At 58.9% G+C, this 14,698-nt stretch carries 12 protein-coding genes; 4 read left to right on the top strand and 8 right to left on the bottom strand.

Annotated features, from left to right (window positions below; genetic code table 11):
• Nucleotides 1-64: 64 nt before the first annotated feature.
• The 6 genes from cysG to ACM6IN_RS09135 form a co-directional block, all read right to left on the bottom strand.
• Nucleotides 65-1,459, bottom strand: a complete 1,395-nt coding sequence (gene cysG / locus ACM6IN_RS09160; protein ID WP_414915827.1) for a siroheme synthase CysG — start codon at nt 1,457-1,459, stop codon at nt 65-67.
• The gene (serS, locus tag ACM6IN_RS09155) at nt 1,460-2,740 is read right to left on the bottom strand and encodes a serine--tRNA ligase (protein ID WP_007908080.1); all 1,281 of its coding nucleotides are present in this window, start codon (nt 2,738-2,740) and stop codon (nt 1,460-1,462) included. It abuts the gene before it with no gap.
• Between the two features lie 15 nt (nt 2,741-2,755).
• The gene (crcB, locus tag ACM6IN_RS09150) at nt 2,756-3,130 is read right to left on the bottom strand and encodes a fluoride efflux transporter CrcB (protein ID WP_007908079.1); all 375 of its coding nucleotides are present in this window, start codon (nt 3,128-3,130) and stop codon (nt 2,756-2,758) included.
• Nucleotides 3,130-4,452 (bottom strand): replication-associated recombination protein A, encoded by a 1,323-nt coding sequence (locus ACM6IN_RS09145; protein WP_007908078.1) that lies wholly within the window; start codon nt 4,450-4,452, stop codon nt 3,130-3,132. Before ACM6IN_RS09145 ends, crcB begins: the two co-directional genes overlap by 1 nt.
• 141 nt (nt 4,453-4,593) lie before the next feature.
• The gene (gene lolA / locus ACM6IN_RS09140; RefSeq protein WP_007908077.1) at nt 4,594-5,214 is read right to left on the bottom strand and encodes an outer membrane lipoprotein chaperone LolA; all 621 of its coding nucleotides are present in this window, start codon (nt 5,212-5,214) and stop codon (nt 4,594-4,596) included.
• A 67-nt stretch (nt 5,215-5,281) separates the two neighbouring features.
• A complete protein-coding gene (locus ACM6IN_RS09135) occupies nt 5,282-7,690 on the bottom strand; it encodes a DNA translocase FtsK (protein WP_034155142.1) in 2,409 nt (802 codons plus the stop codon).
• Nucleotides 7,691-7,987: 297 nt separating this feature from the next.
• On the opposite strand from ACM6IN_RS09135, the gene trxB reads away from it, so the two are divergent.
• The 4 genes from trxB to infA all read left to right on the top strand — a co-directional run bounded on the left by trxB (nt 7,988) and on the right by infA (nt 10,787).
• A complete protein-coding gene (gene trxB, locus ACM6IN_RS09130) occupies nt 7,988-8,947 on the top strand; it encodes a thioredoxin-disulfide reductase (protein ID WP_414915826.1) in 960 nt (319 codons plus the stop codon).
• A 63-nt stretch (nt 8,948-9,010) separates the two neighbouring features.
• Nucleotides 9,011-9,691: a leucyl/phenylalanyl-tRNA--protein transferase gene (gene aat / locus ACM6IN_RS09125; protein WP_414915825.1), complete on the top strand. Its 681-nt coding sequence runs from the start codon at nt 9,011-9,013 to the stop codon at nt 9,689-9,691.
• Nucleotides 9,692-9,748: 57 nt separating this feature from the next.
• On the top strand, nt 9,749-10,456 hold the full coding sequence (locus tag ACM6IN_RS09120; protein ID WP_007908064.1) for an arginyltransferase: 708 nt from the start codon (nt 9,749-9,751) through the stop codon (nt 10,454-10,456).
• 112 nt (nt 10,457-10,568) lie between these two features.
• Entirely contained in the window at nt 10,569-10,787 is a 219-nt protein-coding gene (infA, locus tag ACM6IN_RS09115) for a translation initiation factor IF-1 (RefSeq protein WP_002553999.1), read from the top strand.
• A 1,024-nt stretch (nt 10,788-11,811) separates the two neighbouring features.
• On the opposite strand, the gene clpA is transcribed toward infA, so the two are convergent.
• Both clpA and clpS read right to left on the bottom strand, forming a co-directional pair.
• Nucleotides 11,812-14,082, bottom strand: a complete 2,271-nt coding sequence (gene clpA, locus ACM6IN_RS09110; RefSeq protein WP_007920210.1) for an ATP-dependent Clp protease ATP-binding subunit ClpA — start codon at nt 14,080-14,082, stop codon at nt 11,812-11,814.
• A 30-nt stretch (nt 14,083-14,112) separates the two neighbouring features.
• The gene (clpS, locus tag ACM6IN_RS09105; protein WP_011334948.1) at nt 14,113-14,496 is read right to left on the bottom strand and encodes an ATP-dependent Clp protease adapter ClpS; all 384 of its coding nucleotides are present in this window, start codon (nt 14,494-14,496) and stop codon (nt 14,113-14,115) included.
• Nucleotides 14,497-14,698 lie beyond the last annotated feature (202 nt).

Below are 14,698 nucleotides of genomic sequence, written 5' to 3'. Positions count from 1 at the left end.
CAGCTCCTACAGGGAACGCATTCTCATGTAGGAGCTGCCGAAGGCTGCGATCTTTTGATCTGACTCAGACCTGCGCCTGAGCCCCTTCGAACCACGCCAGTTTCTCGCGCAGTTGCACCACTTCACCAACGATCACCAGTGTCGGCGCATGCACTTCATGCTCCGCCACCAATCGCGGCAGATCGGCCAGCGTGCCGGTAAAGACCCGCTGATTGACCGTGGTGCCCTGCTGAATCAATGCCGCCGGGGTATCTGCTGAACGACCATGCTTGATCAGTTGTTCACAAATGACCGGCAAGCCGACCAGACCCATATAGAACACCAGCGTCTGCGCCGGCGCGACGAGGTCGACCCACGGCAGATCGGTGGAACCGTCCTTCAAATGCCCGGTGACAAAGCGCACCGACTGCGCGTAATCACGATGCGTCAGCGGAATCCCTGCATACGCCGCACAACCGCTGGCAGCTGTGATACCCGGCACCACCTGAAACGGAATGCCATGAGCGGCCAGTTCTTCGATCTCTTCGCCGCCACGGCCGAAGATAAACGGATCACCGCCCTTCAACCGCACCACACGTTTGCCGGCCTTGGCCAGATCGACCAGTTGCTGGTTGATCTGATCCTGCGGCACGGCGTGATCAGCACGACGTTTGCCGACATAAACCCGCTCGGCATCGCGACGGCATAGCTCAAGAATCGCAGGTGCAACCAAACGGTCATAGAGCACCACGTCGGCTTGCTGCATCAGGCGCAAGGCCTTGAAGGTCAGCAGATCCGGATCGCCCGGGCCCGCGCCGACCAGATACACCTCGCCGGTGGTGACCATGGCTTCGCCATCGATCTTGGCTTGCAGCAGACGTTCGGCCTCGGCGCCCTGCCCGGCCAGTTGCCGATCGGCAATCGGTCCCTGAAAGACATCTTCCCAGAAACCACGACGCTGCTGTACATCCGGAAACAGGCTTTTCACCTGATTACGGAAACGCGCGGCGAGCCCGGCCAATTGGCCGTATGTCGACGGAATCCAGGTTTCGATCTTGGCGCGGATCAAACGCGCCAGCACCGGTGCATCGCCGCCGCTGGACACGGCAATGATCAGCGGCGAGCGATCGACGATCGCCGGGAAGATCACGCTGCACAAGGCCGGCGCGTCGACCACGTTGACCGGCACGCAGCGCTTATGAGCATCGGTGGAGACTTGTGCGTTCAGTGTCTCATCGTCGGTAGCGGCAATAATCAGCCCGCAACCGTCCAGATCTGCCTCGACGTAACCACGCAACAGGCATTCACCGCCAGAAGCAGCGACCAGCTCACGCAGTTGCGTTTCGATTTCAGGTGCGACCACCCGCAGCAGCGCACCGGCATCGGCCAGCAGGCGGGATTTGCGCAAGGCAATTTCCCCCCCACCGACGACCAACACACGACTGCCGCGCAGGTTGTGAAACAGCGGCAGATATTTCATTTAGCCGATGACCTCAAGGCCACCCATGTACGGCTTCAGCACGTCCGGCACACGGATCGAACCATCGGCCTGCTGGTAGTTTTCCAGCACGGCCACCAGGGTACGGCCAACAGCCAGACCGGAACCGTTCAAGGTGTGCACCAGCTCAGGCTTGCCGGTTTCCGGGTTGCGGAAACGCGCCTGCATGCGACGGGCCTGGAAATCGCCGCAGTTCGAGCACGAGGAGATTTCGCGGTACTTGTCCTGGCTCGGGATCCACACTTCCAGATCGTAAGTCTTGACCGCGCTGAAGCCCATGTCGCCGGTGCACAGTGCCAGGGTGCGATAAGGCAGACCGAGCAATTGCAGCACCTTTTCAGCGTTGGCAGTCAGACCTTCCAGCGCTTCCATCGAAGTCGATGGCTCAACGATCTGGACCATTTCAACTTTGTCGAACTGGTGCTGACGGATCATGCCGCGCGTGTCGCGACCCGACGCGCCGGCTTCGCTGCGGAAGCACGGAGTATGGGCAACGAACTTGATCGGCAGCAGTTTCGAGTCGACGATTTCGCCGGCAACGATGTTGGTCAGCGATACTTCGGCTGTCGGGATCAAATACAGATCCGCTTCGCCTTCGCGCGCGATCTTGAACAGGTCTTCTTCGAACTTCGGCAGTTGACCGGTGCCTTGCAGTGCCGGCGCCTGAACCAGATAAGGCGTGTACGCCTCTTCGTAGCCGTGCTCGTTGACGTGCAGGTTGATCATGAACTGCGCCAGTGCGCGGTGCAGACGGGCGATCGGGCCACGCAGCAAGGCGAAACGAGCGCCGGACAGCTTGGCGGCGGTTTCGAAATCCAGCCAGCCGAACTTCTCGCCCAGCGCCACGTGGTCTTTCACTTCGAAATCGAATGCAGTCGGCGTGCCCCAGCGGCGGACTTCAACGTTGTCGTCTTCGTCTTTGCCGACCGGAACGGATTCGTGTGGCAGGTTCGGGATACCGAGCAGGATCGAGTCCAGTTCGGTCTGGATCGCGTCCAGTTCGACTTTACCGGCACTCAGTTCGCCCGCCATGCGCTCGACGTCCGCCATCAACGGCGCGATGTCTTCGCCGCGCTGCTTGGCCTGACCGATAGATTTGGAACGCGCGTTACGCTCAGCCTGCAGTGCTTCGGTGCGGGTCTGGACGGTCTTGCGCTGTTCTTCCAGCGCTTCGATGCGCGCGGTATCCAGGGCAAAGCCACGGGAAGCCAGGCGGTCCGCTACGTCCTGAAGGTTGCTACGTAACAGTTTGGAATCGAGCATGTCGGTTTCTCGTTATCAAAGTTTGGTCAAAGACAGGCCAGCCCACGTCGCGAGCAGCCCGCCGAATACGCTGAGCGCCGCATAGCCCAGGGCCAGCGGCACTTGCCCGCTTTCTAGCAGGCGCACCGTATCCAGTGAAAAGGATGAAAAAGTCGTCAGCCCCCCGAGGAAGCCGACCATCAACCCGGCACGCACCTCGATCGGCACCTCCGGGCGTATCAAAAACAGGCCGTACAACACGCCAATCAGCAGACAGCCCACGATATTAACGGCCAGCGTCGCGGTATAGAAGTGCCGCGGCCAATTGGCGTTGACCCAATTGCCGGTAGCGAAGCGCAACAAGGTGCCGGCAACCCCGCCGGCGGATACCGCAATGATCAATGGAAGCACTATTTTCTCCGCTGCCGAGGGCTTAAACGGTCAAGTTGGGCGAGGTGGTTGAGCTTCTCGCCGATCTTCAACTCCAGGCCGCGCGGCACCGGTTGGTAAAACGGTATCGGCTCGAGTTCTTCCGGGAAATAGTCTTCGCCGGCGGCGTAGGCGTCTGGTTCGTCATGGGCGTAGCGGTATTCGTCGCCGTAGCCCAATTGTTTCATCAGTTTGGTCGGCGCGTTGCGCAGGTGCAGCGGCACTTCCAGCGAGCCGTTTTCGGCGGCGGCACGCAGCGCGGTTTTGAAGCCCATGTATACCGCGTTGCTTTTTGGCGCACAGGCCAGATAAGTAATGGCTTGAGCCACCGCCAACTCACCTTCGGGGCTGCCGAGGCGTTCCTGCACTTCCCACGCGGCGAGGCACAGGCTCAATGCGCGCGGGTCGGCGTTGCCGATGTCTTCGCTGGCCATGCGCACCACGCGTCGGGCCAGGTACAGCGGATCGCAACCGCCGTCGATCATCCGCGCAAACCAGTACAGCGCGCCATCGGGGTTGGAGCCGCGTACCGATTTGTGTAGCGCCGATATCTGGTCGTAGAACGCTTCGCCGCCCTTGTCGAAACGCCGGCGCGTGTCGCCGAGCAGGCTTTGCAGCAGATCGATGCCCATCTCGCTGTTGTCATCGGCCAGATCGGAGGCATTCTCCAGCAGATTGAGCAGACGCCGGCCATCGCCATCGGCGGCCGATAGTAGCATCTGAAAACCCTCATCGCTGAGGGTCAAGTTACGTTTGCCCAGCCCGCGCTCTTCGGTGAGCGCGCGGTGCACCAGTTTGCGCAGCGCCGCTTCGTCGAGGCTTTTCAGCACGTAGACGCGGGCGCGCGACAACAGAGCGTTGTTGAGCTCGAACGAAGGGTTTTCGGTGGTGGCGCCGATGAAGATCAGCGTGCCGTCTTCAACGTACGGCAGGAATGCATCCTGCTGGGACTTGTTGAAGCGGTGCACTTCATCGACGAACAGAATCGTGCGCTTGCCGTACTGGCCGGCCTGCTGCTTGGCGATTTCAACGGCCTGACGTATCTCCTTGACCCCGGCGAGCACCGCCGAGACCGTTTCGAAGTGCGCATCAGAGACTTCCGCAAGCAACCGCGCCAAGGTGGTTTTACCCACGCCCGGCGGGCCCCAGAAGATCATCGAATGCAGGGCACCCTGCTCCAGCGCCTCACGCAGAGGTTTGCCGCGAGCGAGCACGTGCTCCTGACCGACGTACTCATCCAGATTGGTCGCACGCAAACGCGCGGCCAGTGGCTGGGCAATCGGTGCACTGCGAAACAGATCCATCACGTAGCGTTGAAACCTCTATTTTGCCGATCATTGACCCTGTAGGAGTGAGCCTGCTCGCGATAGCGGTGGGTCAGACGATGAAGATGTGACTGACAAATCGAATCGCGAGCAGGCTCACTCCTACAAAGGGTTTTGGGTTTATTCCTGGATTACGTCGGCACCCTTGGGGATGTCGAACTTGAACTTCGACGCTGGAACCGGCTCATTGGCCTTCACCCCGGTAAACAGGATATTGGTGCGCTGGCCGACGCTGTCGATCAGTTGCATATCGTTAAGCAGATTATTGCGGAAGGACAGGCGCAGATTATCGAACAAGGTGTCCTTGGTTTTCGGCTTGAGGGTGAAGTCGATCACGCCGCCCGCCTCTTTCGCGGTGATATCAAAGCTCTGGCTGATCTTCGACACATCACCGGACAACAGCAGCGCCGGGGTCTGGGTCAGACGCTCGTCGAGCTTCTTGATGGTCGCCTGCTCCAGATCCGGGTCCCACAGGGTGACTTTCTTGCCGTCGGAGACCATGGTCTGCTCGGCCGGCGCATTGGTGTGCCAGTAGAACAGGCCCGGACGCTGCAGGGTCATGTCGCCGGTGGTTTCCTGCAACTGCGTGCCGCTGCCGTCGAGGGTCAGCTGCGAGAAGTTCGCGCTCAGGGTCTTGGATGTTTCCAGCAATTGGGTCAGACGCGCCACGTCCTTGTCATCGGCGTGGGCCGTGAGCGTGGTCAGCGCCAGTACTGGCAACAGCATGCGGATAAGGCGCATGGGAGTCCTCTTGAATACTCGTTGGGAGAGCGGCGGCACATCATTGTCCCGCCTCTTGCGTTTGCAATCAGTCGCGTACCGGGCCCGGGGCCAGGACTTCACGGGAACCGTTGGTGTTCATCGAGGTGACGACCCCGGCCATTTCCATGGCTTCGATCATCCGTGCGGCGCGGTTGTAGCCGATCTTCAGCTTGCGCTGTACAGCGGAAATCGAGGCACGACGGCTTTCCAGAACAAACTGTACAGCTTCGTCGTACAGCGCGTCGGCTTCCGGATCATCGCCATCGCCACCACCGCTGCTGCCTTCAAAACCGCTGCCGGCTTCTTCGACACCGTTGAGGATGTCGTCGTTATATTCCGGCGCGCCGCGCAGTTTCCACGCCTCGACCACACGATGGACTTCGTCATCGGAAACGAATGCACCGTGAACCCGGATCGGCAGGCTGGTGCCCGGCGGCATGTAAAGCATGTCACCGTGGCCGAGCAGTTGTTCGGCGCCGCCCTGGTCGATGATGGTCCGCGAGTCGATCTTGCTCGACACCTGGAACGCCATACGGGTTGGAATGTTGGCCTTGATCAGACCGGTGATCACGTCCACCGACGGCCGCTGGGTCGCGAGGATCAAGTGAATACCGGCCGCCCGCGCCTTCTGGGCAATACGGGCGATCAGTTCTTCAACCTTCTTGCCGACGATCATCATCATGTCGGCGAATTCGTCGACCACCACAACGATGGTCGGCAGCTTCTGTAGCAACGGCGCTTCGTCGTGGATGCTTTCGCGCTTGTACAGCGGATCGCTCAACGGCTCGCCGGCGTCCTGGGCCTCCTTGACCTTGGCGTTGAAGCCGGACAGGTTTCGGACACCCATCTTCGCCATCAGCTTGTAGCGGCGCTCCATCTCGGCGACGCTCCAGCGCAGGGCATTGGCGGCATCCTTCATGTCGGTGACGACCGGGCACAGCAGGTGCGGAATGCCTTCGTAGATCGATAGTTCCAGCATTTTCGGGTCGATCATGATCAGCTTGGCGTCTTCCGGGCCGGACTTGAACAGGATCGACAGAATCATCGCGTTCACACCCACCGACTTACCGGAACCGGTCGTACCGGCCACCAGCAAGTGCGGCATCTTCGCCAGGTCGGTGATGACCGGCTTGCCACCAATGTCATGACCGAGTGCCAGGGTGACCGGCGATTTGAAGTTGTCGTACTCGGGCGTCGACAGCACCTCGGAGAAACGTACGATCTGCCGGTCTTCGTTGGGGATCTCGATACCGACGGTGGTCTTGCCCGGAATCACCTCGACCACCCGCACACTGGTCACGGCCAGGGAACGTGCAAGGTCTTTGGCGAGGTTGGCGATGCGGCTGACTTTTACGCCGGCGGCCGGCTGAATTTCGTAACGGGTAATCACCGGGCCTGGGTGGATCGAATCCACCGTGACCTCGACCCCGAACTCCTTCAGCTTGATCTCCAGCAAGTGGCCAACCGCCGCCAGGGATTCCGGTGAGTAATTGAGTTGTTTCTTTTCCGCCGGATCAAGAATCGAGATCGGCGGCAAGGTGCCTTCCACGGCGCTGTCGACGAACAACGGCACCTGTTTTTCCTTCTGTACGCGCTTGCTTGGCTCGGGCGCCTTGGCCGGAGCCGGGGCGATAACCGGCGGCACTTGTTTCTCGCGATCGGACATGTGCTTGCTTAGGGCTTGCTCACGTTCGATCAGGCGTTCTTTGACTTTGGCCTGCTCACGTTTGTCGGTCACCGTCGGCGCGACCACGTCGTGGACGCGATCGTCGACTTCACGCAGTTGCGCAACCAGTTGTTTGCGTTCGGTACGTGCCGACCACCAGCGATTGAGCGCGCCTTGAAACAGTTCGAACAGATCAAGGGTGATCTTGCCGGTGATGTCCATCACTTTGAACCACGACAGGTCAGTGAACACCGTCAGGCCAAACAGGAACAACGCAATGAACAACAGCGTGCTGCCCTGAATGTTCAGCGCATTCTTCGCCAGATTGCCGAGACTTTCGCCCAGCGCGCCGCCCGCACCTGCCGGCAGACCCGACGCTGCGTGGAAATGCAGATGCGCCAGCGCCGCGCCGGACAGCACCAGAAACACCAGACCGATCAGGCGCCAGGAGAACAGCCAGCCGCTCCACTGCCACGGTTCGTGGCGCTGACGGAAGATCTGGTAGGCCTTGATCGCCAACAGCAGCGGGAAGATGTAGGCGAAGTAACCCAGCACCATAAACAATATATCGGCGCTGTAGGAGCCCGCCGGGCCGCCGAAATTCTGTACGTCGTCGATCTTGCTGTTGTGGCTCCAGCCTGGATCGTCCTTGCCGTAGGTCAGCAAAGCCATCATCAGGAACAGGCACAAGGCACCGATGGCGATCAATGCACCTTCCTTGAGCCGGTAGTGCAACTGTTGGCGCCAGAGCGGAACGACTGTTTTTGGTGCTTCGGTGGATTTCTTCAAAACGCTTCTTTTCCTGCGCCCAAGGCGCGTCCATCTATTGAATGACGATAAAAAACTGCCCAATCCAGGCAGGTAAAAAAGTGAACGAGCGCAACTGAGACTACTTTTAACACTGCGTCGCGCATTTTATAAACACAGCGCAGCGCGAATATTCTGTAACAGCCCGGCATTGTACGGGTTTGTGCGTCTGATGCCATGCTTCAAGCCCCAGGATTGAGCATAGTCAAACACACAGAAGCCGCGACTCAATTTGAGCATGCATTACCTTTTGTGACAAAGGCTTATGAGGTGTATTTGATGAACGTAGCGAAGCATTCACGCCTGATCATCCTCGGCTCCGGTCCGGCCGGTTACAGCGCTGCCGTGTATGCCGCCCGCGCCAACCTCAAACCCGTGGTCATTACCGGCCTGCAGGCCGGTGGCCAGCTCACCACTACCGTCGAAGTCGACAACTGGCCCGGCGACGTCGAAGGCCTCACCGGCCCGGTACTGATGGAGCGCATGCAGAAACACGCCGAACGCTTTGCCACAGAGATCGTTTACGACCACATCCACACCGCCAAGTTGCAGCAGCGCCCGTTCGAGCTCACTGGCGACAGCGGCACTTACACCTGCGACGCACTGATCATTGCCACCGGGGCCTCGGCGCAATACCTGGGACTGCCTTCAGAGGAAGCCTTCGCCGGCAAAGGCGTATCCGCCTGCGCGACCTGTGACGGTTTTTTCTATCGCAATCAGGTGGTCGCCGTGGTCGGCGGCGGCAATACCGCCGTCGAGGAAGCACTGTACCTGTCGAACATTGCCAAGGAGGTGCATCTGATCCACCGCCGCGACAAGCTGCGTGCGGAGAAAATCCTGCAAGACAAACTGTTCGAGAAAGCCGCGAACGGTAACGTGCGCCTGCACTGGAACCAGAATCTCGACGAAGTACTCGGCGATGCCAGCGGCGTCACCGGCGCACGACTGCGTGACAGCCATACCGGCGAAACCCGTGAACTGGCGCTGGCCGGCGTGTTCATCGCCATCGGCCACAAACCCAACACCGATCTGTTTCAAGGGCAACTGCCGATGCGCGACGGTTACTTGCAGGTAAAGGGTGGCAGCGACGGTGACGCTACCTCCACCGAGATTCCCGGAGTGTTTGCCGCCGGCGACGTGGCCGACCACGTTTACCGCCAGGCGGTGACGTCGGCGGGCGCCGGCTGCATGGCCGCGCTCGATGCCGAGAAGTATCTGGACGACATTCCGATCATTTAACGGCACACTTTATCGCGGGCCGAACAGCCCGCACCGCCCTCCCCTTCTGCAAGCCTGGATGCCATGCTGACTTGGTTACAACGTAATTCCCTGACTTTTCCGCCGCTGGAAAAGGCCATGCGCGACCCCAACGGATTGCTCGCCGCCGGTGGCGATCTGTCGGCCGACCGGCTGATTCAAGCTTATCGCCATGGCTGCTTTCCGTGGTTCTCCGAGGGCCAGCCGATTCTCTGGTGGTCGCCGGATCCGCGCACGGTGTTGTTTCCCGACGAACTGCATGTCTCGCGCAGCCTTGGCAAACTGCTGCGCCAGGAACGCTATCAAGTGACCTTCGATCAGGACTTCGACGCCGTGATCCGCGCCTGCGCTGCACCACGAGACTACGCCGACGGCACATGGATCACCGAAGCCATGCAGGACGCTTACATCGAATTGCACCGGCGCGGCTTCGCTCATTCGGTCGAAGTCTGGGATCAGGGCGAGCTGATCGGCGGTCTGTACGGCCTGGCGATGGGCCAACTGTTTTTCGGCGAATCGATGTTCAGTCGCGCCGACAATGCGTCCAAATTCGGCTTTGCCAACCTGGTGCGGCATCTGAAAGACTCGGGATTCGTGCTGATCGATTGCCAGATGCCGACCGATCATCTGCACAGCCTCGGCGCGCGGGCGATTCCTCGCCAGCAATTCGCCGACTATCTGGAAAATCACCTGGATCAACCCAATCGTGCCACTTGGGTTTGCTGAGCGACTTTTGCGCGCGTGGCTTACACTTAATTCACCAGCTTTTCCCGAGGGTTGATCATGACCGAGTTGGCGCGGTTGAAGTTCTATGCCACTCAGCCTCACTCTTGCAGTTATCTGCCCGAGGAGCAGGCCACGACCCTGTTTCTCGATCCGAGCCAGCCCATGGATGTGCATGTCTACGCAGACCTGTCGGAAATGGGCTTTCGTCGCAGCGGCGATCATCTGTACCGCCCGCATTGCCAGAACTGCAATGCGTGCGTGCCTGCGCGCATTCCGGTGGCGCAGTTCACCCCCAATCGTCAGCAGAAGCGGATTTTCAAACGCAACACGGATTTGCAGGTGCGCCCGGCCAAACCGCAGTTCAGCGAAGAATATTTCGATCTGTACCAGCGCTATATCGAACAACGCCACGCCGACGGCGATATGTACCCGCCGAGCCGCGATCAATTCTCGACTTTTCTGGTACGCGATCTGCCCTTCTCGCGCTTCTATGAGTTCCGACTCGACGGACGGTTGCTAGCCGTGGCCGTGACCGACTTACTGCCGAACGGTTTGTCGGCGGTGTACACCTTCTACGAACCGGCCGAGGAACGCCGTAGCCTTGGCCGATTTGCCATCCTCTGGCAAATCGCCGAGGCACAGCGCCTCGGACTTGAGGCGGTGTACCTCGGTTACTGGATCAAGAACTGCAAAAAGATGAACTACAAGACGCAATATCGCCCCATCGAATTGCTGATTAATCAGCGCTGGGTCATCCTCAACTAAACCCAAGCCGTAAACCCCTTGGCGTAAACCCCATTTTTCGGGCACAATGCACGCCGCTTTTGCCTGGCGCAGTTGCACCGGGCCATTCATTGGATACCGAGGGCTTTACTGCATGTCGAAAGAAGACAGCTTCGAAATGGAAGGCACTGTCGTCGACACCCTGCCCAACACCATGTTTCGTGTGGAGTTGGAAAATGGGCACGTCGTAACCGCGCATATTTCCGGCAAGATGCGCAAGAACTACATTCGTATTCTTACCGGTGACAAAGTGCGCGTCGAGCTGACGCCCTATGACTTGAGCAAAGGGCGCATCACTTACCGCGCTCGTTAATCAAGTCAATACAAAACGCCCGGTTTATGCCGGGCGTTTTTGTTTGTGCGTTTTGGGGGTTGGTTTGGGTTTGGGGGCATATCCGTTGCTGCGGGTGCCGCCGCTGGCGGTTTCGCTCTTACAGCGAGTCACCTTTTCCAAACGCCGAAAAGGTAACCCAAAAGGCTTTGCCCCGGCGTACGGCACTTCGCTGAGGCTCAGTGTTCCCTCGCTACGGTGTCCATCCGGGGGCATCGCCTACGGTTTGCTTCGCTGCACCTCCTCTCGATGTATGCGGCTGCGCCGCACGGCGCTGCGCGCCTAACCCCCGGATGGACACCTACGCTCGGCCTGCCGAAGGGGCAAAAGATCAAAAGCCAAAGCAAGATCAAGAGCCAGAGCCAGAGCCAGAGCCAGAGCCAGAGCCAGAGCCAGAGCCAGAGCCAGAGCCAGAGCCAGATCAAGAGCCCCTCACCCTAGCCCTCTCCCGGAGGGAGAGGGAACTGACCTTGGTGTTTGGGCGAGGTACGCCGACATGTGATACCGAGTCGAACTCAGATTTTGAAAAGCTCAAAAATCGGCCCCCTCTCCCTCTGGGAGAGGGCTGGGGTGAGGGGTGAATCCAACACCAATCCAAAGCCGAACACGCTGTTGCTCCTCACCACTCAACAGGATGAGCGTTAGCTCGGCTGCGGCTTTTGATCTGCAAGGCGACGTCGGAAGGCTGAGTGGAGGGATTGATCCGGGCGTGGGAGCGCAGCGACCGTTTGGCGAAGCCAAACACAGCGAGAGGAGGTGCAGCGAAGCAAACCGTAGGCGCTGCGCCCGGATCGATCCCGGAGCGAAGGAACCCCGAGCCCCAGCGAGCGGGCCGCACGTAGGAGCAAGCGTTTTTTGCTTACTTTTTTTGGCGTTTGAAAAAAAGTGAGTCGCCGTAAGGGCGAAACCGTAATAAGCCATCACCGCAGCAACGGATATTCACCCAAAAAACCCAAACAACCAATAACAAAAAGGCGCCCGAAGGCGCCCTCTTGATCCAAGGCCATCAGGCCATTTCTGCGGTAGTCTCGAAGTCAAACGTCAACTCACCATCCTTGATGTCGATGTGCACCACACCGCCATGCTCGGCCAGCTCGCCAAACAGAATCTCCTCCGCCAACGGACGCTTGATCTTGTCCTGAATCAGACGCGCCATCGGACGTGCGCCCATTGCCGAGTCATAACCACCCGCCGCCAGCCAACTCCGCGCAGCATCAGTGACCTCAAGCAGCACACGCTTGTCTTCAAGCTGCGCCTGAAGCTCGGTAAGGAACTTGTCCACCACACTTTTGATGACCTCATGGCTGAGGCGACCAAACTGGATAATGGTGTCCAGACGGTTACGGAACTCCGGTGTGAAGCTCTTCTTGATCACTTCCATCGCATCAGACGAGTGGTCCTGATGGGTGAAACCGATCGAAGCCCGCGCAGCCGTTTCGGCACCGGCGTTGGTGGTCATGATCACGATCACGTTGCGGAAGTCCGCCTTGCGCCCGTTGTTGTCAGTCAGCGTACCGTGGTCCATCACCTGCAGCAGCAGGTTGAAGACTTCCGGATGCGCTTTCTCGATTTCATCGAGCAGCAATACGCAGTGCGGCTGCTTGGTGATCGCTTCGGTCAACAGACCGCCCTGATCGAAACCGACATAACCTGGAGGGGCACCGATCAGACGCGATACGGTGTGACGCTCCATGTACTCGGACATGTCGAAACGCACCAGCTCGATCCCCAACGCCTTGGCCAATTGCCGCGCGGCCTCGGTTTTACCGACACCGGTCGGGCCTGCGAACAGGAACGAACCGACTGGCTTGTCAGGCGACTTGAGGCCGGCACGAGACAGCTTGATCGCGGTTGACAGCGAATCGATCGCCGCGTCCTGACCAAACACCGTCAGCTTCAGGTCACGCTCAAGGTTACGCAGCAACTCCTTGTCGGAGCTGGTGACGTGCTTAGGCGGAATCCGCGCGATTTTCGCGACGATGTCTTCGACGTGCGGCACCTCGATACGCTTGGCGCGCTTCTCGACCGGTTGCAGACGCTGATAGGCGCCCGCCTCGTCAATAACATCAATGGCTTTGTCCGGCATGTGTCGGTCATTGATATAGCGCGACGCCAGTTCAGCAGCGGCACGCAGCGCTTCGTCGCTGTATTCGATGTTGTGGTGCTGTTCGAAACGCCCTTTCAGGCCGCGCAGGATACCAATGGTGTCTTCCACCGATGGCTCGACGACATCGACCTTCTGGAAGCGACGCGCCAAGGCACGATCCTTCTCGAAGATGCCGCGAAACTCCTGGAACGTGGTCGAACCGATGCAGCGAATGTCGCCAGACGACAGTAGCGGCTTAAGCAGATTCGAAGCGTCCATGACTCCGCCCGACGCAGCGCCCGCACCAATAATGGTGTGGATCTCGTCGATAAACAGAATGGCTTGCGGACGTTTTTTCAATTCATTGAGCAACGCCTTGAAGCGCTTCTCGAAATCACCGCGATACTTGGTGCCCGCGAGCAGAGCACCGAGATCGAGCGAATAAACAACACTACCGGCCAGCAGATCCGGCACCTGGTTGTCGACAATGCGCTTGGCCAGACCTTCGGCAATCGCGGTTTTACCCACGCCTGCTTCACCGACCAGCAGCGGATTGTTTTTGCGCCGACGCGCGAGAATCTGCGCGACACGTTCGACTTCCGATTCACGACCGACCAGCGGATCGATACGACCCTGGCGCGCGAGTTCGTTGAGGTTGCTGGCATAAGCATCCAGAGGATTGCCTGAAGAAGAAGACTCACCGCCCTCGTCGTCCTGCATATCTTGTTCACCTTCAGAGTGATCGCCATGCCCCGGCACTTTGGAAATGCCGTGTGCGATGTAATTGACGACATCGATGCGCGCAACGCTCTGCTGTTTCAGCAGGAACACTGCCTGACTCTCTTGCTCACTGAAGATGGCAACCAGCACGTTGGCGCCGGTTACTTCGCGTTTGCCCGAGCTCTGTACGTGGAAAACAGCACGTTGCAGTACACGCTGGAAGCCCAGGGTTGGCTGGGTTTCGCGATCTTCGTCATGAACGGGGATCAATGGCGTGGTGGAGTCGATGAACTCCTGCAGGTCATGCTTGAGTTTGTCGAGGTTTGCGCCGCAGGCACGCAAAACGGTGGCGGCAGCCTCATTGTCCAATAGGGCCAGCAAAAGGTGTTCGACGGTCATGAATTCATGACGTTTCGAACGAGCCTCCTTGAAGGCTAGATTGAGGGTGACTTCGAGCTCGCGGTTTAACATAGCTTCACCTCATACCCAAGTGGTCGGCGATTAACCGTCCTTCTCGATTTCACAGAGTAGCGGATGCTGGCTTTCCCTGGCGTACTGGTTGACCTGCATGGCCTTTGTCTCGGCGATGTCGCGGGTAAACACTCCACATACTGCCCGTCCTTCTGTGTGGACGGCCAGCATGACCTTGGTCGCCAGCTCGCGATTCAGGTTAAAAAACACCTCGAGCACTTCGACGACGAAATCCATCGGTGTGTAGTCATCGTTGAACAAAACCACCTTGTACATCGGCGGCGCCTGTAACGCAGGCTTTGCTTCCTGAACAGCAACGCCTGCCGAATCGTCGTCGTGCTCCTGTGGAAGATCCTTTTGGAGAAGCGGGCGATCCTGATTGAATGTTAGTCGAATCTGGCTGATTGCATGCATGGAAAGAAAGGTTCGTCAGTTGTGCAAATACAGTGGTGGGGGCGGTTGTACGCGTTTTCAACTCCGACTGCCCGGTCACCTTGACTATCGGGAAAACGGTGTTACAACCAATAGAGCCCACAGTGGGTAAAAAAGATCCGCGGAGTCAATCCTTTTAACGGATTAGATTGCGGATGAATTGGATGATACTCCAGCGATGGAG

This window comes from Pseudomonas sp. IT-P395 (assembly GCF_949767675.1).
In the GTDB taxonomy this organism is placed as follows: Bacteria; Pseudomonadota; Gammaproteobacteria; order Pseudomonadales; family Pseudomonadaceae; genus Aquipseudomonas.
Note: the sequence above shows the minus strand (reverse complement) of the source record. Positions and strands in the feature narration are given on the sequence as shown.

Coding starts and splice junctions, on each gene's coding strand:
- cysG (WP_414915827.1), bottom strand. CDS start 1,459: ATGAAATATCTGCCGCTGTTTCACAACCTGCGCGGCAGTCGTGTGTTG.
- serS (WP_007908080.1), bottom strand. CDS start 2,740: ATGCTCGATTCCAAACTGTTACGTAGCAACCTTCAGGACGTAGCGGAC.
- ACM6IN_RS09145 (WP_007908078.1), bottom strand. CDS start 4,452: ATGGATCTGTTTCGCAGTGCACCGATTGCCCAGCCACTGGCCGCGCGT.
- lolA (WP_007908077.1), bottom strand. CDS start 5,214: ATGCGCCTTATCCGCATGCTGTTGCCAGTACTGGCGCTGACCACGCTC.
- trxB (WP_414915826.1), top strand. CDS start 7,988: ATGAACGTAGCGAAGCATTCACGCCTGATCATCCTCGGCTCCGGTCCG.
- aat (WP_414915825.1), top strand. CDS start 9,011: ATGCTGACTTGGTTACAACGTAATTCCCTGACTTTTCCGCCGCTGGAA.
- ACM6IN_RS09120 (WP_007908064.1), top strand. CDS start 9,749: ATGACCGAGTTGGCGCGGTTGAAGTTCTATGCCACTCAGCCTCACTCT.
- infA (WP_002553999.1), top strand. CDS start 10,569: ATGTCGAAAGAAGACAGCTTCGAAATGGAAGGCACTGTCGTCGACACC.
- clpA (WP_007920210.1), bottom strand. CDS start 14,082: ATGTTAAACCGCGAGCTCGAAGTCACCCTCAATCTAGCCTTCAAGGAG.
- clpS (WP_011334948.1), bottom strand. CDS start 14,496: ATGCATGCAATCAGCCAGATTCGACTAACATTCAATCAGGATCGCCCG.